Origin of the sequence: Streptomyces sp. DH24 (assembly GCF_029813775.1) — a bacterium.
GTDB lineage: Bacteria > Actinomycetota > Actinomycetes > Streptomycetales > Streptomycetaceae > Streptomyces.
This window is the reverse complement of the sequence record NZ_JARVKW010000066.1, coordinates 1-22607: the sequence shown is the minus strand read 5'-3', so window position 1 is coordinate 22607 and position 22607 is coordinate 1. Positions and strand designations below refer to the sequence as shown.

Sequence of the window (22607 nt, the reverse complement as noted above, 5' to 3'; positions counted from 1 at the left end):
TCCGACTCCCGCTCCAGCACCAGAACACCGACACCCTCGGCCCAGCCGACCCCGTCGGCCGCATCCGAGAACGCCTTGCACCGGCCGTCCGGCGCCAACCCACCCTGCCGAGAGAACTCCACAAACGTCGTCGGCGTCGACATCAGCGTCACACCACCGGCCAACGCCAGCGAACACTCCCCCGACCTCAACGCCTGCGCAGCCAAATGCACCGCCACCAACGACGACGAACACGCCGTGTCGATGGACACCGTTGGTCCTTCGAGGCCCAGGGCGTACGCCACCCGGCCCGACGCAACGCTCGGCGCGCTGCCGTTGCCCCGGAACGCCTCGTACTCGTCCCCGGTCAGCAACTCCCGGTAGTCGTTGTACATCACGCCCGCGAACACACCGGTCCTGCTCCCGGCCAGCGAAACCGGATCGATACCCGCCCGCTCGACCGCCTCCCACGACGACTCCAGCAGCAACCGCTGCTGAGCATCCGTCGCCAACGCCTCACGCGGACTCATCCCGAAGAACTCGGCGTCGAACCCGCCCACGTCGGCGAGGAAGCCGCCCGCCCGGGTGGACGACGTGCCCGGATGTCCGGGGTCCGGGTGGTAGAGCCGGTCCAGGTCCCAGCCTCGGTCCGCCGGGAACTCACCGACCGCGTCGATACCACCCGACACCAACTGCCACAGGTCCTCCGGGGAGCTCACCCCGCCCGGGAAACGGCAGGCCATGCCGACGATCACCACCGGGTCGCCCGTCGGCGGCGCCGACACGGGGGTCGGCAGCAGCTTCGGATCGGCGGTGGTCGTCGCCCCTGCCAGCAGCCGGCGGAGGTGACCGGCCAGGGACTGGGGCGTCGGGTGGTCGAAGACGAGGGTCGCGGGGAGTCGCAGGCCGGTCGCCCGGGAGAGGGCGTTGCGGAGTTCCACCGCGGTCAGGGAGTCGAAGCCCAGGTCGCGGAAGGGACGGCTCGGGTCGACGGCGTCGGTGCTGTCGTGGCCGAGGACCGAGGCGGCACCGGTGCGGACGGCGTCCAGGAGCATGTCGTGCTGTTCCTGCTCCGTGCGTCCGGCGAGTCGGCGTGGCAGGCCGCTGGGGTGCCCGGCGGTCGCCGCTTCCGCGCGCCGCCGGACCAGCCCTCGCAGCAGGGGCGGTACGTCGGAGCGTGACCGCAGGGCCCGGTGGTCGAGCCGTACCGGCAGGAGCGTCGGGTGTTCACAGGCCGTGGCGGCGTCGAAGAGGTCGAGGCCCTCCTGCTCGGTGAGCGGCCGGATTCCGGAGCGGGACAGGCGGTCCCGGTCGGGGTCGGTGAGCTCGCCCGCCATGCCGGTGGCGAGGTCCCAGGGGCCGAAGGCGAGGGAGTGTGCGGGCAGCCCGTGTCGGCGCCGGTGGGCGGCCAGGCCGTCGAGGTAGGCGTTGGCAGCGGCGTAGTTGGCCTGGCCGCTGCCGCCGAGTGCTCCCGCTGCCGAGGAGACGAGGACGAACGCCCGGACATCCGGGAGGAGTTCGTGCAGGTGCTGGGCGGCGTCCGCCTTGGGGCGCAGTACGGTGGCGAGCCGTTCGTCGGTCAGCTCGGTCAGTACCCCGTCGTCGAGGACGCCGGCCGTGTGCACGACCGCGGACACGGTCCGCCCGGCGAGCAGGGCGGCCAGGGCGTCCCGGTCGCCGACGTCACAGGCCGCGACCTCGGCGCGGGCCCCGGCCTCGGTCAGCCCGGCGACGAGATCCGCCGCGCCGGGCGCGTGCGGGCCGCGCCGGGACACCAGCAGCAGGTCCCGCACCCCGTGCGTGCGGACGAGGTGCCGGGCGAGTGCCGCGCCGAGGCCGCCGGTGCCGCCGGTGATCAGGACGCTGCCCTCGGCGGCCGTCCAGTCGATCCCGTTGGCCTGGTCGGGTGGTGCGTGCCGGACCAGGCGGGGGGCGAGGAGTTCCGTGCCGCGTACGGCGAGTTCCGTCTCGCCCTGGGCGAGGGCGGCGCGCAGCCGGGGCAGGGGCAGGGGGTGCTCGTCCGGGGTCAGCAGGGCGAACCGGCCGGGGTGTTCGTTCGCCGCGGAGCGCACCAGGGCGCGGACCGCGTCCAGTACCGGGTCGTCGTCCTCCGGCACGACCATCACCAACTGGCCGCTCTGATCGGCGGGTTGGGTGGCCAGCCAGTCGTGGAGGGTGCGCAGTGTCCGGGAGAGCGTGGCGTGCGGGCCGCCGTCCGTGGTGATCTCCGTGAGGACGGGGAGGACGGGGTCGGGCGTCTCGTCCGGGTCGCGAGAGGGCTCGTCGGTGTCCGGCAGCGGGGTCCACTCGACGCGGTACAGGGCGTTCCGTGTCGTGCCGAGTGTGCCGAGTCCGGTGGTCGGCCGGGTGAGGAGGGAGCCGACCGTGGCGACCGGGGTGCCGTCCGGGTCGGTGACCGTGACGGAGACGCCGCCACCGGCAGCGGCGTCCGGCTTGAGCGTGGCACGGACCGCCCGTGCCCCGGTGGTGTGCAGTTCCACGTCCTGCCAGGTGAAGGGCAGGCCCGGTGCGCCGCCCGTGAAGGCGGCGGCGTGCAGGACCGAGTCGAGCAGCGCGGGGTGCAGGCCGAAGCCGTCGGTGTCGGTGTCGGTGGGGAGCGCGGCCTCGGCGAACACCTCCCGTCCGCGCCGCCAGACCCCGGTCAGGCCCCGGAAGGGCTGGGTGTACGACAGACCGGCGTCGGCCAACTCCTCGTAGAACCCGTCGAGTTCGACGGGCTCGGCGTCGGCCGGTGGCCACGTCCCGGTGGGGGCAGCCGGCCGGGGCGCGGTCGGTGCCGGTGCGGCGAGCAGTCCGGTGGCGTTGCACTGCCACGGGGTGTCCGGGTCGTCGTCGGGGCGGGAGGAGACGGTCACCGGGCGGCGGCCGGTCTCGTCGGGTACGCCGATGGACACCTGGAGGATCAGGGCGTCGTGTTCGGGCAGGGCGAGGGGGGCGGTGAGGGTCAGTTCCCGTATGCGTCCGTGGCCGAGTTCGGTGCCGGCCCGGGCCACCAGGTCGGCCAGGGCGGTGCCCGGCAGCATCGTGCGCCCGGTGACCCGGTGGCCCTCGGTCCACGGGTGCGTGGCGACCGAGACGCGGCCGGTGAACAGGGCCCCGTCGCTCTGCGCGAGGGGCAGCGCGGCGCGCAGCAGCGGGTGGTGCACGGCGGTCAGACCCGAGCCGCGCACGTCTCCCCGGGCGAGTGCGGGGGTCGGCCAGTAGCGGCGGTGCCGGAACGGGTAGGTGGGCAGTTCGGTGCGGCGTGCGCCCGTGCCCGCGAAGAGCGCGGGCCAGTCGACGGGTACACCCGTCGTGAACAACCGGGCCAGGGCGGTGACGAACGCCGTCTCCTCCGGCCTGTCGGCGCGCAGCAGCGGCACCGCGAGGGCGGGAGCGTCCACGGGCAGCGCGGGCTCGACGAGGGCGGACAGGACGGCGGTCGGGCCGAGTTCGACGTACGTGCGGGCGCCGGCGTCGGCCATCGCACGGACGGCGTCGGCGAAGCGGACGGTCTCGCGGGCGTGCCGTGTCCAGTACTCGGGAGTGGTCAGGTCCCCGCCCCCGGCCAAGGTCCCGGTCAGAAGTCCCGTAGGAGGTCCGGTAAGAGTTCCGGTCAGGGTTCCGGTCACGGTGGAGACGACCGGCAGGCGCGGCTCGTGGAAGTCCAGGTCGTCCAGGACCTCCCGGAAGGCGGCCGTCATGGGGTCCATGTGCGGGGAGTGGAAGGCGTGGCTGACGGACAGCCGTGTGGTGCGCCGGTCACCGGGCAGGGCCGCGAGCGTGGCTTCCACGGCTTCGGGGTCGCCCGAGAGCACCACGGAGGCGGGCCCGTTGACGGCGGCGACCGCGGCGCCGTCCACCAGATGGGGCAGTACCTCGTCCTCGGCGGCCTCGACGGCGATCATCACGCCGCCCTCGGGCAGGGCGCCCATGAGCGCCGCCCGGGCGGACACCAGCCGGCAGGCGTCGGGCAGGGAGAGGACTCCGGCGACGTGCGCGGCGGCGATCTCGCCGACGGAGTGCCCGGCCACCATGTCCGGCCGGACGCCCAGCGACTCCACGAGCCGGTACAGGGCGACCCCGACGGCGAACAGGGCGGGCTGGGCGTACTCGGTGCGGTCCAGGGCCTGCGCGTCCTCGCCCCACAGCACCTCCCGCACGGCCGGTGCCAGGTGCGTGAACACCTCGTCCAGCGCTGCGGCGAAGACGGGGAAGCGGTCGTACAACGCGCGTCCCGCCGCGAGGTGTTGGGCGCCCTGCCCGGAGAAGAGGAAGGCGGTGCGGCCGGGATCGGCGGCGGTCCCGCGAGCGATCTCGACGGGGCCGGTGCCGGTGGCGAGGACGACGGACCGGTGCGGGAAGGCCGTGGAGCCGGTGGCCGCCAGGGTGAGCGCGACGTCCAGCCGGTCGTCCCGGCAGGCCAGTTGGGCGAGGCGGGCGTCGAGTGCGGCGGGCGTGCGGGCGGACAGCACCCACGGCACCACGCCGGGCGTCAGGACGTTTCCCCGGGCGGGTTCGTCGGCGCGGTCCCGCTGCGGCGGGGCCGCCTCCAGGATCAGGTGGGCGTTGGTGCCGCTGACGCCGAAGGAGGAGACGGCGGCCCGGCGTGGGCGGCCGGAGTCGGGCCAGGGGGTGTCCTCGCACACCGGCCGGACCGCGCCCGACGCCCAGTCGACGTGCGAGGACGGCGGGTCGGCGTGCAGGGTGCGCGGGACGACGCCGTGCCGCATGGCCAGCACCGTCTTGATGACGCCGGCGACACCGGCGGCGGCCTGGGTGTGCCCGATGTTGGACTTCACCGAGCCGAGCAGCAGGGGCCGTTCACGGTCCTGCCCGTAGGTGGCGAGCAGGGCCTGTGCCTCGATGGGGTCGCCCAGCCGGGTGCCGGTGCCGTGTCCCTCGACGGCGTCCACGTCGGCCGGGGACAGCCCGGCAGCGGCGAGCGCCTGTCGGATGACGCGCTGCTGGGCGGGCCCGTTGGGCGCGGTCAGGCCGTTGGAGGCGCCGTCCTGGTTGACGGCGCTGCCGCGCAGTACGGCCAGCACCCGGTGCCCGTTGCGGCGGGCGTCGGACAGCCGTTCCAGGACGACCAGGCCGACGCCCTCGCCCCAGCCCACGCCGTCGGCCGCGTCGGAGTACGCCTTGCAGCGGCCGTCGGGGGCGAGCCCGCCCTGCCGGTCGAACTCGGCATAGGTCGACGGCGTCGCCATGACCGTCACGCCCCCGGCCAGGGCCAGGGTGCATTCGCCGCCGCGCAGTGCCTGCGCCGCGAGGTGGATCGCGACGAGGGACGAGGAGCAGGCGGTGTCGACGGTGACGGCGGGGCCTTCGAGCCCGAGGGTGTAGGCGACGCGTCCGGAGGCGACGCTGTGGGCGCTGCCGGCGCCGCGCAGCCCCTCGTACCGCTCGTCGGTGAGCAGCGTGCCGTAGTCGCCGTACATGACGCCCGCGAAGACACTGGTCCTGCTGCCGCGCAGGGTGACCGGGTCGATGCCGGTCCGCTCGAACGCCTCCCAGGAGGTTTCCAGCAGGAGCCGCTGCTGGGCGTCGGTGGCGAGGGCCTCGCGGGGGCTCATGCCGAAGAAGTCGGCGTCGAAGTCGCCCGCCCCGGTGAGGAATCCGCCGCGCCTCGCCGTGTCCCAGCCGCGTTCGACGGGTACGTCGCCGATCGCGTCGACGCCGCCGGTGACCAGTCGCCACAGGTCCTCCGGGGAGTTGACGTCGCCGGGGAAGCGGCAGGCCATGCCGACGACGGCCACGGGGTCGTCGTCGGCCGACGGCGCGGTGAGGGGTTGTCCGGCGGGTGCGGGGTCCCGGCCGGCCAGTTCCGCGCGCAGGTGGGCCGCGAGGCCGGCGGCCGTCGGGTGGTCGAAGACGAGGGTCGCGGTGAGCCGCAGGCCGGTGGCGGCGGCGAGGGCGTTGCGCAGTTCCACGGCGGTGAGCGAGTCGAAGCCCAGCTCGCGGAACGGGCGTTGCGGGTCGACGGCCTCGGCGTGCCGGTGGCCGAGGACGCGGGCGACCTCGCGGCGGACGAGCCCGAGCAGTTCACGCAGCTGCTCGTCCGGGGTCAGCCGGGCGAGGGCGGTCGCGAGGTCGTCGGTGCGGGACGAGGAGGTCGCGGCGGCTGCCGTGCGGCGCGGGCCCCGGACGAGTGCGCGCAGCACCGCCGGGACTTCGGCGGGGCCCGCGGCGCCGAGTGCGGCGGCGTCCAGGCTGAGGGGGAGCACGACGGGTTCGTCGCCCGCGAGCGCGGCGTCGAACAGGGCGAGGGCGGTGTCGGTGGGCAGCGGCAGCAGCCCGGTGCGGGCCATGCGGGCCCGGTCGGCGGCGTTCAGCTGACCGGCCATCCCGGCCGACGCCTCCCAGGGGCCCCAGGCCAGCGACAGGCCCGGCAGTCCGGCGGCACGGCGCTCGCGGACGAGGGCGTCGAGGTAGGCGTTGGCGGCGGCGTAGTTGCCCTGGCCGGCGCTGCCGAGGGTGCCTGCGGCCGACGAGAAGACGACGAACGGCCCTTGATCGCTCAGGAGTTCGTGCAGGTGGCGGGCCGCGTCGGCTTTCGGGCGCAGTACGGCGGCCAGCCGTTCGTCGGTCAGCGCGGTCACCACGCCGTCGTCCAGGACACCGGCCGTGTGCACGACCCCGCCGAGGGTCCGTCCGGCGAGCAGGGCGGCCAGGGCGTCCCGGTCGCCGATGTCGCAGGCCGCGATCTCGACGCGGGCCCCGGCCTCGGTGAGGTCGGCGGCCAGTTCGGCGGCGCCGGTCGCGTCCGGGCCGCGCCGGGAGACCAGCAGGAGGTCGCGCACGCCGTGCCGGGCGACCAGATGCCGGGCGAGCGCCGCACCGAGGCCGCCCGTACCGCCGGTGACGAGGACGGTGCCCGGGCCACCCCAGGCCGGGTGCCCTGCCGGACCCTTTGTCGGCTGCCCTTCCGGTTCCGGTGCCGGATCCCCTGCCGGCTGCCCTTCCGGTTGCGGTGCGGGCCGCCTTTTCGGTTCGGGTGCCGGCTGCCCCGCCGGACCCGGTGCCGGCTGCACCGCCGGTTCCGGTGCGGGTGCCGTGGGTGCCGTGACGCGGGCCAGCCGCGGTACGAGGACGTCCGCGCCCCGCACCGAGACCTCCGGCTCGCCGCCGTCGAGCAGCACCCCGAGCGCGGTGCGCAGCGCCTCCGGAGCGGCGGTGCCTTCGACGGTGAGTGCGGCCACCCGCCCGGGGTGTTCCGCCGCAGCCGACCGCAGCAGCCCTCGTACGGCCGCCACCGCCGGGTCCCCGGTGTCCTCGGTGACGACGACCAGGGGCCGGTCCGGTTCCTCCGCGAGGCCGCCGCGCAGGAGCGCCAGTGCGGACCGGACGGCCGAGAGGACCCCGCTGTCCGGGGCGGGGGCCGGCAGGAGCGCGACCCGGACGTCGGCGCCCTCCTCCACGATCGCGGCTCCGGCGTCCCGGAGGGCAACGACGTGGCGCTCGTCGGGGTCGCCGGTCAGTGTGACCGTGCCCCGGTACGGGGCCGACGGCGCGGCGGCCGGCACCCAGTCGACCCGGTAGAGGGGACCGGCCGTCGCCTGCAACTGCCCGGCCGTGACGGCACGCACGGCCAGCGAGTCGGCGGTGGCGACGAGTTGCCCGGTTGGGTCGGCGAGAGCGACACGCACCCGGTCCGGCGCGACGAGCGTGAGCCGGGCGCGTACCGCCGTGGCCCCGTGGGCGTGCAGCGCGACGCCCTCCCACGCGAACGGCACCACGCCGTCACCGACCAGCAGCGACGTGCCCTGGAGGGCCGCGTCGAAGAGGGCGGGGTGCAGACCGAAGCCGTTCGGTTCCGTGCCGTCGGGCAGTTCCGCCTCGGCGAACACCTCGTCGCCGCGCCGCCAGGCCCGCCGCAGCCCTTGGAACGCCGGGCCGTAGTCGAACCCGGTCGCGGCCCGGTCGGGGTAGAACGCCCCCAGGTCGACCGGGGTGGCGTCGGCAGGCGGCCAGACCGCCAACTCCGCCTCCGACAGCGGCACTTCCGAGGACGTGCCGAGCACACCTGTGGCGTGAACGGTCCACGGCTCGTCGTCCACGGCGCTCTCCGGGCGCGCGTGCACGGTCACCGGCCGCCGCCCGTCGCCGTCGTCGGTTCCGACCGTGACCTGGATACGTACGGCGCCCTCGGCCGGCACGACGAGCGGCGCGCCCAGCGTCAGCTCCTCGACCCGCTCGCACCCGCACTCCTCCCCCGCCCGCACCGCCAGCTCCACCAGGGCCGACCCGGGCAGCAACGTGCGGCCCAGCACGGCGTGGTCGGCGAGCCAGGGCTGCCCGGTGCGCGACAGCCGCCCGGTGAGGACGACGCCGTCCGCGTCGGCGAGCGGCACGGCGGCGCCCAGCAGACCGTGCCCGGCCGGGACCAGACCGAGGCCCGTGGCGTCCTGGGCCGGGAGCGCCGGCCGGGGCCAGAAGTCCCGGTGCTGGAAGGGGTACGTCGGCAGCTCCACGGGCCTGACGCGGCGTGCGTCGAACAGTGCCGCCCAGTCGACGGGCACCCCGTCCACGTGCAGCGCGGCCAACGCGGTGAGCACGGCATCGGGTTCGGGCCGGTCCTTGCGGAGGGCGGGTACGGCGATGACGTCCTCGGGTGCGGACTGCTGGACGAGGGCGGTCAGGGTGCCGTCGGGACCGAGTTCGAGGAAGCGGCTGACTCCCTGACCGGTCAGGGTGCGGATGCCGTCGCAGAAGCGGACGGTCTCCCGGACGTGACGGACCCAGTGACCGGGGGTGCACAGGTCGGCCGGATCGGCGAGGGACCCGGTGAGATGGGAGACCAACGGGACGCGCGGCTCGCGGAAGGTGATTCCCGAGATCGCTTCCCGGAAGTCGTCCAGCATCGGGTCCATCAGCGGCGAATGGAAAGCGTGCGAGACACGCAACCGCGTACTGCGACGGCCGGGCAGGGCAGCGGCCACCGCGAGGACAGCATCCTCGGAACCCGACAGGACCAGTGAGCGGGGCCCGTTGACCGCCGCGACCGACACCCCCTGCGACAGCAGCGGCAACACCTCCTCCTCAGCAGCCTCCACCGCGACCATCAGCCCGCCCTGGGGCAACGCCCGCATCAACCGCGCCCGCGCCGACACCAGCACACCCGCATCCGCCAAAGACAGCACACCCGCCACATGCGCGGCGGCGACCTCACCGACCGAGTGCCCGGCAACGAAGTCCGGCCGCACACCCAAAGACTCCACCAGCCGGAACAGAGCCACCTCGACCGCGAAGAGAGCAGGCTGCGCATACTCCGTCCGATTCAGCGTCTCCTCGTCCTCGCCCCACATCACCCCCCGCAACGCCGGGTCGAGTTCGGCCAGGACGGCGTCCAACGCCTCCGCGAAGACCGGGAAACGCTCGTACAACCCACGCCCCATCGCCAGTCGTTGCGCGCCCTGCCCGGAGAAGAGCATCGCCAACGGGCCCGTGCCCGCCGCCACTCCGCGCGCCGCTTCCGTGCGCCCGTCCGGTCCGGCCAGCAGTACCGCCCGATGGGCGAACAGGGTTCTTCCGGTCGCCAGCGCATGCCCGATGTCGTGCGGGGAACCTTCGGCACCGGCGTGGAGGCGGTCGAGTTGTGCGTCCAGCGCGGCGGCCGTCCTGGCCGACACGATCCACGGAACCACGCCCCGCGACTGCGTCTCGTCCTCGGGTTCCGGCTGCTCGGGATGCTGGGGGTGGGGTTGTTCGAGGATCAGGTGCGCGTTGGTGCCGCTCACACCGAAGGAGGAGACCGCTGCCCGGCGCGGACGCCCGGTGTCGGGCCACGGGGTCTCCTCGCGCGCCAACTCCACAGTCCCGGCCGACCAGTCGACGTGCGAGGACGGGACATCGGCATGCAGCGTCGGCGGGACCACGCCCTGCCGCATCGCCATGACGCTCTTGATCACACCCGCCACGCCCGCAGCGGCCTGCGTGTGCCCGATGTTCGACTTCACCGAGCCCAGCAGCAACGGCCGTTCCCGCTCCTGCCCGTACGTGGCGAGCAGGGCCTGCGCCTCGATCGGGTCCCCCAGCCGGGTCCCCGTGCCGTGCGCCTCCACCACATCCACGTCCCGCGGCTCCAGCCCGGCACCGGCCAGCGCCTGCCGGATCACCCGCTGCTGGGACGGCCCGTTCGGCGCCGTCAGACCGTTCGACGCCCCATCCTGATTCACAGCCGACCCACGCACCACAGCCAGAATCCGATGACCGTTCCGGAGAGCGTCCGACTCCCGCTCCAGCACCAGAACACCGACACCCTCGGCCCAGCCGACCCCGTCGGCCGCATCCGAGAACGCCTTGCACCGACCGTCCGGCGCCAACCCACCCTGCCGAGAGAACTCCACAAACGTCGTCGGCGTCGACATCAGCGTCACACCACCGGCCAACGCCAGCGAACACTCCCCCGACCTCAACGCCTGCGCAGCCAAATGCACCGCCACCAACGACGACGAACACGCCGTGTCGATGGACACCGTTGGTCCTTCGAGGCCCAGGGCGTACGCCACCCGGCCCGACGCAACGCTCGGCGCGCTGCCGTTGCCCCGGAACGCCTCGTACTCGTCCCCGGTCAGCAACTCCCGGTAGTCGTTGTACATCACGCCCGCGAACACACCGGTCCTGCTCCCGGCCAGCGAAACCGGATCGATACCCGCCCGCTCGACCGCCTCCCACGACGACTCCAGCAGCAACCGCTGCTGAGCATCCGTCGCCAACGCCTCACGCGGACTCATCCCGAAGAACTCGGCGTCGAAGCCCCCGACGCCTCTCAGGAACCCGCCCTCCCGGGTGGACGACGTGCCCGGATGTCCGGGGTCCGGGTGGTAGAGCCGGTCCAGGTCCCAGCCTCGGTCCGCCGGGAACTCACCGACCGCGTCGATACCGCCCGACACCAACTGCCACAGGTCCTCCGGGGAGCTCACCCCACCCGGGAAACGGCACGCCATCCCCACGACCACCACGGGGTCGTCGGCCACCTCGGAGGTGGGCAGCGCGTCCCGTGTCTCCGGCCCGGCTGCCGTGTCCGGGCAGAGGTCGGCCAGCAGACGCTCGGCGAGTGCCTGGGGCGTCGGGTGGTCGAAGACGAGCGTCGCGGGCAGTCGCAGGCCGGTCGCGGTGGTCAGCGCGTTGCGCAGTTCCACCGCCGTCAGGGAGTCGAACCCCAGGTCGCGGAAGGACCGGCCGGCCTCCACGGCCTCGGTGTGCTGGTGCCCGAGGACGACGGCCACGTTCGCGCGCACCAGATCGAGCAGCGCGGCCCGCCGCCCGGGGTGGTCGAGCGCGGTGAGCCGTGACGTGAAACCGGCCGCAGCGGTCTCCCCCGACGCCGGTTCCGGCGCCGACGCCGACGCCGACGCCTGGGCCGTGCGGCGTACGCGCGGACGGACCACGTCGCGCAGCAGCGCGGGTACGTCGTCGCGGGCGCGCAGGGCGGTCGGGTCGAGCCTGATGGGGAGGAGGGTGGCGCGGTCGGCGGCCGGGGCGGCGTCGAAGAGGGCGAGGCCCTGCTCGGGGGTGAGGAAGGGGAAGCCGGAGCGGGCCAGGCGGGCCCGGTCCACGTCGGTGAGCCCGCCCGTCATGGTGCTGTCGGCGACGTCCCAGGGGCCCCAGGCCAGGGACAGGGCGGGCAGGCCGAGTGCGCGGCGGTGTTCGGCGAGGGCGTCGAGGAAGGCGTTGGCGGCGGCGTAGTTGGCCTGGCCTGCGCCGCCCAGGGTGCCCGCGGCCGAGGAGAAGACCACGAACGTGCCGACGTCGGGGGCGAGTTCGTGCAGGTGCCAGGCGGCGTCCGCCTTGGGGCGCAGGACGGTGGCCAGTCGTTCGGGGGTGAGGGCTTGGACCACGCCGTCGTCCACGACGCCCGCGGTGTGGATCACGGCGGACAGCCGCTCGTCCGCGAGGAGGCGGGCCAGGGCGTCCCGGTCGCCGACGTCGCAGGCGGCGATCCTGGCGCGGGCGCCGAGTCCGGTGAGGTCGGCGGCGAGTTGCCGCGCGCCGGGGGCGTCGGGCCCGCGCCGTGAGACCAGCAGGAGGTCGTGGGCCGCGTGCCGGGTCACCAGGTGGCGGGCGACGAGCGCGCCGAGGCCGCCGGTGCCGCCGGTGACCAGCACGGTGCCGGACACGTCCCAGGCGGGCGGTGGGGTGGTGCGGGCTGCTCCGGTGAGCCTGGGGACGAGGAGTTCGGTTCCGGAGAGGCGGATCTCGGGTTCGGGTGTCGCCAGGGCGCGGCTCAGCAGGTGGCCGTCGGGCGGGCCGTCGAGGTGGAGGAGCGTGAACCGGCCCGGGTTCTCGGTCTGTGCGGTGCGCAGCAGTCCTCGTGCCGCGGCTGCCGCCGGGTCACCGGTGGCCGGGGTGGCCACGACCAGGCGGGCGGTGGCGAACCCGGGCTCGGACAGCCACGTACGGACCAGGTGGAGAGCCTGCTCGGCGGTGGTGTGCAGCGCGGCGGGCAGCGGTTCCGCGCCGGACGCCAGGTGGACCAGGACGACGGACGGCACGTCGGCCGGTTCGGGCAGGGCGGGGCGGATCGTGACGTTCGTGCCCGCCGCGCGCAGGGCTTCGACGAGGTCGTCGGTGTCCGGGCCCACGACCGTTAGGTCCTGGACGCCGTTCTGCGGCGGTTCCCCGGCCGCGGCCCAGTCCACGGTGAACAGCGCGTCGGGCACGGCGTCCGGTGTGCCGGGCGCCGGCGGGGCGGGGCGGGTGACGAAGGCCTCGACGGTGAGGACGGGGCGGCCGGCCGGGTCGGCGGCGTGCAGGGTGACGGTGTCGTGGTCGAGGCGGGCCAGGCGGGTGCGTACGGCCGTGGCGCCCGGGGCGTGCAGGGTCACGCCTTCCCAGGAGAACGGCAGCCCGCCCTCGCTCAGCGCGCCGAGGTCGCCGAAGGCGGCGGCGTGCTGGGCGGCGTCGGACAGGGCCGGGTGCAGCGGGAAGGAGGCCGCGTCGGCGTGGGCCTCGCGGGGCAGGGCGGCCTCGGTGAACAGTTCCGTGCCGCGGCGCCAGGCCGCGCGCAGGCCGCGGAACAGGGGCCCGTAGGTGAAACCGAGGCTTTCCAGGTGGGTGTAGCAGTCGGTGAGGTCGACGGGTTCGGCGCCGGGGGGCGGCCAGGCCGTGGCGTCGAAGGTGTCGGCGAAGGGGGCCGTTCCGGTGGCCGGGGCGGTGTCGAGGCGGCCGGTGGCGTGGTCGGTCCACGGCTCGTCGGGGCCGGCCGGTTCGGGCCGGGAGTGGACGGTCACGGCGCGGCGGCCGTCGGCGTCCCGCGGGCCGACCCGGACCTGGAGGTGCACGGCCTCGCGGTCCCGGAGTTCCAGGGGCGCCGTGAGGGTGAGGTCGTGGACGCGGTCGCAGCCGGCTTCCCCGGCCGCCCGGAGCGCGAGGTCCAGGAAGGCCGTGCCGGGGACGAGGGCGCGGCCGTGGACGACGTGCTGGGCGAGCCACGGCCGGCTGTCCGGGCTCAGTCGGCCGGTGAGGACGGTGCCCTGGCCGTCGGCGAGGTCGACGGCGGCGCCGAGGAGGGGGTGGCCGGTCGGGCCGAGTCCGAGACCGGCGGCGTCCCGGACCCGGCCGCCGGGGGTGGGCCAGTAGCGCTGCCGTTCGAAGACGGTGGTGGGCAGGTCGACGTGGCGGGCCCCGGTGTCCCGGTAGAGGGCGGCCCAGTCGACGGTGCCGGCCGTGCTCGCCGTGTGCAGTCGGGCCAGGCCGGTGAGGAAGGACAGTTCTTCCGGGCGGCCGGCGCGCAGGAGCGGCACGGCGACGGCGCCGGGTTCCGTGACGAGCGCGGAGAGCACTCCGTCGGGGCCGAGTTCCGCGTGGGCGCGGACCCCTCGCGCGGCGAGGGTGTGCACCGCGTCGGCGAAGCGGACGGTGGCCACGGCGTGCCGGACCCAGTGCCCGGGGTCGCGCAGTTCGGGGGCGGTGGCGGTGCGGCCGGTGACCGTGGAGACCACGGGCAGCCGCGGGTCGTGGAAGGTGAGCCCGGCGACGGCTTCGCGGAAGGCGTCGAGCATGGGCGTCATCAGCGGCGAGTGGAAGGCGTGCGAGACCGCCAGCCGGTGGGTGCGGTGTCCGGCCGCGCGGAGCCGGTCGGCGGCGGCGAGCACGGCGTCCTCGGCGCCGGACAGGACGACCGACGCGGGTCCGTTGACGGCGGCGAGGGCCACGTCGGGGGCGAGCAGGGGGCGTACGTCCGCCTCGGTGGCCTCCACGGCGACCATGGCGCCGCCCTCGGGCAGCGCCTGCATGAGCCGGCCCCGCGCGGTGACGAGGGCGCAGGCGTCCTCGGCGGAGAGCACCCCGGCGACGTGCGCGGCGGTGATCTCGCCGACGGAGTGCCCGGCGAGGAAGCCGGGGCGCACACCGAGCGACTCGGCGAGGCGGTACAGGGCGGTCCCGACGGCGAACAGGGCGGGCTGGGCGTACTCGGTGCGGTTCAGCCGTGCCTCGTCGGTCCCCCACATGACGTCGCGCAGGGCGGGGTCGAGGTGGGTGAACAGGCCGTCCAGCGTCTCGGCGAAGACGGGGAAACGGTCGTACAACTCCCGTCCCGTGCCGAGGCGTTGGCTGCCCTGGCCGGTGAAGAGGACGGCGAGGCCGCCCTCGGTGGCGGCGCCCCGGGACAGTTCGCGCGGCCCGCCGCCGTCGGCCGGCAGCAGGACGGCGCGGTGTTCGAGGTGGGCGCGGCCGGTGGCGAGGGTGTGGCCGACGTCGAGGGCGTCCAGGTGCGCGGTGGCCGTGGTGAGGCGGTGGAGCTGGGTGTCGAGGGCGGTGGCGGTGCGGGCGGACACCGGCCACGGCGTGAGCGCCGGGGCGCCGGCGGTGCGGGGCGCGGGGTGCTCGGCGGGGGGTGCCTGTTCCAGGATGACGTGGGCGTTGGTGCCGCTGATGCCGAAGGACGACACACCGGCCCGGCGGGGGCCCGTGCCGTTCGGCCACGGCGTGTTCTCGGTGAGGAGCCGGACCGAGCCCGCGGTCCAGTCGACGTCGGGGGTGGGCTCCTCGGCGTGCAGGCTGCGCGGCAGCAGCCCGTGCCGCAGGGCCAGGACGGTCTTGATGACGCCGGCGACTCCGGCGGCGCCCTGGGTGTGGCCGATGTTGGACTTCAACGAGCCGATGAGCAGCGGGCGTTCGCGGTCCTGGCCGTAGGCGGCGATGAGGGCCTGGGCCTCGATGGGATCGCCGAGGGTGGTGCCGGTGCCGTGCGCTTCGACGGCGTCGATCTGGCCGGGGGTGAGGCCGGCGTTGTCCAGGGCGGCGCGGATGACGCGTTGCTGGGCGGGGCCGTTGGGGGCGCTGATGCCGTTGGAGGCGCCGTCCTGGTTGAGGGCGGTGCCGCGCACGACGGCGAGGACGGGGTGGCCGTTGCGGCGTGCGTCGCTGAGGCGTTCGAGGACGAGGACGCCGGCGCCCTCGCTCCAGCCGACGCCGTCCGCGGCGGCGGAGAACGGCTTGCAGCGGCCGTCGGCGGCGAGGCCGCCCTGCGCGGTGAAGGAGACGAAGGTGCCGGGCGTGCACATCACGGTCGCGCCGCAGGCCAGCGCCAGGGCGGACTCGCCGGTGCGCAGGGACTGCACGGCCCAGTGCAGGGCGACGAGCGAGGAGGAGCAGCCGGTGTCGACGGTGACGGCGGGCCCTTCCAGGCCGAGGATGTAGGAGATGCGGCCGGAGATCACGCCGGCGGCGTGGCCGGTGGTGGCGTAGATCCGCATGTCCTCGCGGGCGTCGGCGACGACCTTGGCGTAGTCCTGGATCGTGGTGCCGGCGAAGACGCCGGTGCGGCTGCCGCGCAGGGCGGTGGGGGCGATGCCGGCGCGTTCCAGGGCCTCCCAGGCGGTTTCCAGCAGCAGCCGCTGCTGCGGGTCCATCGCCGTGGCCTCGCGCGGGGAGATGCCGAAGAACGCCGGGTCGAACTCGGTCATGGCGTCGAGGAAGCCGCCTTCGCGGGTGCGGCTGCGGCCGGGGCCGTCGCCGGCCAGGCGGGCGAGGTCCCAGCCGCGGTCGGCGGGGAAACCGCCGATGGCGTCACGGCCGTCGACGACGAGTTGCCACAGGTCCTCGGGCGAGGTGACGCCGCCGGGGAAGCGGCAGCCCATGCCGACGATCGCGACGGGTTCCACGGCCGCCGAGATGAGCTGCTGGTTCTGCCGGCGCAGCCGATCGTTCTCCTTGAGGGAGGTCCGCAGCGCCTCGACGTAGCGGTTGGGTGTGTTCATTGCGGGCTCTCCGGGGTCGGGCGGGCGCGTCGGCGCAGGCTCGGTCGGGTCGGGCGGGCGCGTCAGTCCGTGGCGGTCTCGGCGGCGAGCCGCAGCAGGCTCTCGCCGTCGAGCGCGTCCAGGTCGTGCGGGTCGTCGGCCCCCTCGGTCCGCTCGGCCCCCTCGGGGCGTGGCCCGCCGTGCGGGCCGCCCGAGGTGTGGCCGGACGGGGCGCCGTCGGCGAGTTGCAGGACGAGGTCGAGCAGGCCCGCCTTGCGCAGCCGGGCGGGCGGAATCGTGGCGAGCACCGCGCGGACCGCCGCGTCGGGGTCGTCACCGCTGCCGGTGCCGCCGGCCGCGTCGGGGAACAGTTCGGCCTGGAGGTGGGCGGCGACGGCGGTGGCGTTGGGGTGGTCGAAGACGAGGGAGGCGGGCAGCGGCAGCCCGGTCGCCTTCTTGAGGCGGTTGCGCAGGTCGACCGCGCTGACGGAGTCGAAGCCGAGGTCGCGCAGGGCGCGTTCGGCCGGTACGGCGTCGGCGCCCGGGTGTCCGAGGGTGGCGGCGGCCTCGGTGCGGACCACGTCCAGGAGCAGCCGGGCGCGTTCCACGTCGGGCAGGCCGGTGAGCCGGTCGCGCAGGCCGGGTGCGGTGGCGTCGCCGTCCGGGTGGGCGTCGGCCACCGGGTCGGTCTCGCGGGCCTCGGGAAGCGCGGAGAGCAGTGGGCTCGGCCGGGCGGCGGTGAACGCCGGGAGGAACTTCGCCCAGTCCGTCGCCGAGACGGTCAGACCGGCGCGGTCCTCGTCCAGGACGCGTTGCAGGGCGGTGAGCGCGGTGTCGGGGTCCATGGGTTCGACGCCGCGCCGGGCGAGTTCGGCGGCGAGGCCGGGCGCGGTGGCCATGCCGGTCCCGCCCCAGGCGCCCCAGGCGACGGAGGCGGCGGTCAGCCCCGCGGCGCGGCGGTGCCGGGCGAGCGCGTCGAGGTAGGCGTTGGCGGCGGCGTAGGCGGGCTGTCCGCCACTGCCCCAGGAGGCGGCGCCGGAGGAGAACAGCACGAACGCGTCGAGGTCCCGGCCGGCGGTGAGTTCGTGCAGGTGGCGGGCGCCGAGCAGCTTGGCGCGCAGCAGGGCGTCGAGACGGGGCGGGGTGAGGGCCGTCGTCTCGCTGTCGCCGTCACTGACACCGGCCGCGTGGATCACGGTGGTGAGCGGGAACTCGTCCGGTACGGCGTCGAGTTCGGCGGCCAGCGCGGCACGGTCGGCGGTGTCGCAGGCCGCGACGGTGACGCGGGCGCCCATGTCCTCGACCTGCCGCCGGAGGGTGTCGGCGCCGGGGGCGTCCGGGCCGCTGCGGCTGAGGAGCAGGACGTGTCCTGCGCCGCGCGAGACGGCCCAGCGGGCGAGCCGGGCGCCGAGCGCGCCGGTGCCTCCGGTGATCAGGGCGGTGCCGCTGGTGTGCCAGGGCGCGGCAGGTGCGGGGTCCCCGGCGGGCACGAGGCGCCGCCCGTGGGCGCCGGACGGGCGCAGCGCGATCTGGTCCTCGCCGGCGTCCGGGGTGAGGCGGGCGGCGAGGAGGGCGCCCGTGCGGGTGTCGACGGTGTCGGGCAGGTCGGCCAGACCGCCCCACAGGTCCGGGAGTTCCAGGGCGGCGACCCGGCCGAGGCCCCACAGGGTGCCCTGCGTCGGGCGGAGCACCCGGTCGCCGGGTACGGCGGCGACTGCTTCGCGGGTCAGGCACCACAGCTTCGCGCCGGTGGCGGTGTCGGCGAGGGCCTGGACCAGGGCGAGGGTCGCGGTGAGTCCGGCGGGGGCGGCCGGGTGGCGTTCGTCGCCGGGTTCCTCGGCGAGGCCGAGCAGGGAGACGACGACGGAGGGCCGTGCGGAGAGCAGCCCGGCGAGGGACGTCCGGTCGGCGGTGGCCGGGTCGACGTCGGCGCGGGTGGTGTCGGGTCCCAGGGCGGCGACGACGTCCGTCACCCAGGGGTCGGTGGCGTGGCCGCTCGGCACGACGACGAGCCGCCGCACCTCCCGGGCCGGGCCGGGCGGCGGCAGCGGGTGCCAGGCGTCGTCGTAGCACCAGGACGCGGCGAGCGCGCGGCGCCGGGTCCGTCGCCGCCAGTCGGTCAGGGCGGGCAGCACGGCCGCCAACTCGTCCTCTGGGGCGCCGGTTTCGGCGGCCAGGCCAGTCGTGTCGCCGCTGTCGACGAGGTTCCAGAAGGCGGTGTCGCCGTCGGTGGCGGGCGGCGACGCGGGCCTGGGCGTGGGCCAGTGGCGCCGGCGCTGGAAGGGGTAGGTGGGCAGTTCGACGGGCGGGGCGGAGCGGACGGCGGGCGGGAAACAGGGTCGCCAGTCGACGGGCACCCCGGCGGTCCAGGCGGTGGCCGCCGCCGCCAGGAAGGTGCGGGTGCCGCCGGCGGAGCGGCGGATCGTGCCGACGGCGACGGCGTCCTCGACGCCGGCCGCCTCGCTGGTCTCGCCGATCGCGCCGGTCAGCACGGGATGCGGGCTGCTCTCCACGAACACGCGGTGACCGGCGTCCAGCAGGGACCGCGTGGCCTGCTCCATGCGGACGGTGTGCCGCAGGTTGCGGTACCAGTAGCCGGCGGTCAGCTCCGTGGTGTCGAGCCGTTCGCCGGTGACGGTGGAGAAGAACGGGACCCGGCCGGGTCCGGGCCGCACCTCGCCCAGGGCCGCGAGGAGTTCGTTCTTCACGGCCTCGGTCTGCGGGCCGTGGCCCGCGATGTCGGACTGGACGTGCTTGCTGCGCAGGCCCTGCTCCGCGCAGTGGGCGCCCAGTTCGTCGAGGGCGGCACGGTCGCCGGAGACGACGACGGCGGCCGGGCCGTTGAGGACGGCCAGGGAGAGCCGTCCGGGCCAGGCGTCGAGGAGCGGTGCGACGCGGTCGGCGGGCGCGAAGACGGACATCAGGCCGCCGAGCCCGGCGAGCTTCAGCATGGTCCGGCCCCGCAGCGCCACCAGCCGGGCCGCCTCCTCCAGGCAGAAGGCGCCCGCCACGTGGGCGGCGGCGATCTCCCCCTGCGAGTGGCCGACGACCGCGCCCGGTGTCACACCGAGGGAGCGCCACAGCTCGGTCAGCGCGACCATCATCGAGAACAGCGCGGGCTGCACGACGTCGGCCCGGTGCAGCATTTCCGGATCCTCGCCCTGGCCGGCGAGGAGGTCGGTGAGGGACCAGTCGACGTACGGGGCGAGAGCATCGGCACACGCGCCGACGGCCGTACGGAACACGGCCGACGTGTCGAGGAGTTCGCGCCCCATGCCCCACCACTGGGAGCCCTGCCCGGGGTAGACGAACACGGGCCCGGTGTCACTGTCGACGGTGCTCCCGCGCACCAGCGCCGGGTCCGCGCCGCCCGCGGCCAGGGCGTCCAGGGCGCCGAGGAGCGCGTCGCGGTCGCCGCCGAGGACGACGGCACGGTGCGGGAAGGCGGAGCGGGTGGTGGCGAGGGACCAGCCGGTCGACGCGGTCGGGGTCCCCGGGTCCGCGCGCACGAACTCGGCGATCCTGGCGGCCTGTTCGGCGAGCGCGGATGCCGTGCGGGCGGAGAGCAGGAACGGCAGGCCGGGGTGTTCGGCGGGCGCTTGGAGGGCGTCTGTCTCGGCGGCGAGGGCGGGCTCCGGGCTCCGCCCTGCGGGCGCCCGGCTCGCCGCGGGCCCCGGAGCCTCCTCCAGGACGACGTGCGCGTTGGTGCCGCTGATGCCGAACGCCGAGACGGCCGCCCGGCGCGGGCGTTCCGCGCGGGGCCACTCCCGCGCCCGGGTCAGCAGCCGTACGGCGCCCGACGCCCAGTCGACGCGGGTGGAGGGCGTGTCGGCGTGCAGGGTGCGCGGCAGGGTGCCGTGCTCCATGGCGAGCACCGTCTTGATGACGCCGGCCGCGCCCGCCGCCGCCTGGGTGTGCCCGATGTTGGACTTCAGGGAGCCCAGCCACAGCGGCCGTTCCCGCTCCCGGCCGTACGTCGCGAGGAGCGCGCCCGCTTCGATGGGGTCGCCGAGCCGGGTGCCGGTGCCGTGCGCCTCGACGGCGTCCACGTCGGCCGGACGGAGACCGGCGTCGGCGAGTGCCTGCCGGATGACGCGCTGCTGGGCGGGGCCGTTGGGGGCCGTGAGGCCGTTCGAGGCGCCGTCCTGGTTCACGGCGGACCCGCGGACGACGGCGCGGACGCGGTGGCCGTTGCGGCGGGCGTCGGACAGCCGCTCGACCACGAGCAGGGCGACGCCTTCGGCGTATCCGGTGCCGTCGGCGTCGTCGGAGAAGGCCTTGGAGCGGCCGTCGCGGGCGATGGCGCCGAGCCGCTGGACGCGGGCGAAGCTCGCCGAGTCGGTCATCACGGTGACGCCGCCCGCCACCGCGAGGGTGCACTCCCCCGCCCGCAGCGCCTGGACGGCGGTGTGCAGGGCGACCAGGGAGGACGAGCAGGCGGTGTCGACGGTGAGCGCCGGGCCCTCCAGACCGAGGGTGTAGGAGACCCGGCCGGACAGGGCGCCGGCGGCGAGGCCGGTGGCGGCGTGGCTCTCGGTGCGCTCCTCGGCGCCGCTGACCACGTGGGCGTAGTCCTGTCCGTTGCTGCCGACGAACACGCCGGTGCGGGTGCCGCGCAGGGTCGTCGGGTCGATGCCGGAGCGTTCGAAGGCCTCCCAGGCGGTCTCCAGCAGCAGCCGCTGCTGCGGGTCCATGGTGACGGCCTCGCGCGGGGAGATGCCGAAGAAGGCCGCGTCGAAGTCGGCGGCGTCGTGCAGGAAGCCCCCCGCGAAGCGGTTGCCGGGGCCGCCGTCGAACTCGCCGAGGTCCCAGTCGCGGTCGGCCGGGAAGGGACCGATGACGTCCCGTTCACCGGCGAGGAGTTCCCACAGGCGGGGCGGTGAGTCGGCGCCGCCGGGCAGCCGGCAGGCCATGCCGACGATCACCACGGGGTCGTCCGCGTCGGCCCCGGCGGCCGGTCCGGCGTCCGGGGCGGTGTCCTGGGCGGAGTCCTGGGGTGTGCCGTTGAGGGATGCCAGGAGGTGGTCGGCGAGCCGGCGTGGGGTCGGGTGGTCGAAGACGACGCCCGCGCCGAGGGGCAGGCCGGTCGCGGCGACCAGCCGGTTGCGCAGCTCGACGGCCGTGAGGGAGTCGAACCCGGAGGCGCGGAAGGCCCGGTCGGCCGGGGCGGCGCCGGCGCGCGTGTGGCCGAGGGCGGCGGCGGCCTGGGCGCGCACCACGTCCAGCACGAGCGCCGCCTGCTCGGCGGCCGGGGCCGCACGCAGCCGGTCGGCCAGAGGCGTCACGGTGTCCGCCGCGCCACGGGTGGCCCCGGCGGCGGGGTGGTCGTCGAACAGGCGGCTGCGGCGCGGACCGGCGTCGTGCAGTGCGGCGGCGAGGGGTGCCGGGTCGGCGACGACGAGGGCGGGGTGGGGGTCGGCGGTCGCCTCCAGCAGGGCGGTGAGGGCGAGGTCGGGGTCGAGGCCGCCGAGTCCGGCACGGTCCGCCTGCCCGTCCGCGAGGCCGGCGGCCATCCCGGCGCCGCGCCACGCGCCCCAGGCGAGGGACACGCCCGGCAGTCCCTCGGCGCGTCTGCGCCGGGCCAGGGCGTCCAGCACGGCGTTGGCCGCCGCGTAGTTGGCCTGGCCGGGATTGCCGACGGCGCCCGACACCGACGAGAACAGGACGAACGCGGACAGGTCGTGGCCGCGGGTCAGTTCGTCCAGGAGGAGGGCGCCGGTGGCCTTGGTGTGGAACACGCCGGTGAACCGTTCGGGCGTCAGCCGGTCCAGCACGCCGTCGTCCAGCACCCCGGCGGCGTGCACGACGGCGGTGAGCGGCCGGCCGGCGGGGAGGGCCGCGAGCAGTTCCGCGAGCCGCGCCCGGTCGGTGACGTCGCAGGCGGCGATGTCCACTTCCGTGCCCGCCGCGGTGAGTTCGTCGCGCAGTTCGGCCGCTCCGGGGGCGTCCGGGCCGCGCCGGGAGACCAGCAGCAGCCGCTGCGCACCCTCCCGCGCCAGCCGCCGGGCGACCTGGGCGCCGAGGCCGCCGGTACCCCCGGTGACAAGGGTGGTGCCGCCCGGACGCCAGCCGCCGGACACCGGCTGTTCCTGCCGGAGGGCGGGAGCGAGGTCCTGCCGGGGCGCGGGCACGAGCCGCCGGACGAAGGCGCCGGTGGCGCGTATCGCCACCTCGTCCTCGCCGTCGCCCGCCGCGAGGACGGACAGCAGGGTGCCGACGGCGCCGGGCTCCGGTCCGGTCGCGGGCAGGTCGATCAGGCCTCCCCAGCGGTCCGGGAACTCGCGGGCCGCGACCCGGCCCAGTCCCCATACGGCGGCCCGGTCGACGCCGCCGACCCGGTCGCCGGCGACGGCGCCCACGGCGTCACGCGTCACGCACCACAGCGGGCCTCGTAGGCCGGCGTCGCCGGTGGCCTGGACGACGGCGGCCGTCGTGATG

2 protein-coding genes are annotated in these 22607 nt (G+C 75.9%); both read right to left on the bottom strand.

Annotation, left to right across the window (positions count from 1 at the left end; genetic code table 11):
* Window positions 1-16190, bottom strand: a 16190-nt coding sequence (locus tag QC282_RS30915) for a type I polyketide synthase (protein ID WP_279552904.1), incomplete at its 3' end; no start/stop codon positions are given.
* 62 nt (window positions 16191-16252) lie between these two features.
* Window positions 16253-22543 carry a type I polyketide synthase gene (locus QC282_RS30910; RefSeq protein ID WP_279552903.1) on the bottom strand — a complete coding sequence of 2097 codons (6291 nt, stop codon included), beginning with the start codon at window positions 22541-22543 and terminating at the stop codon, window positions 16253-16255.
* Window positions 22544-22607: the final 64 nt, after the last annotated feature.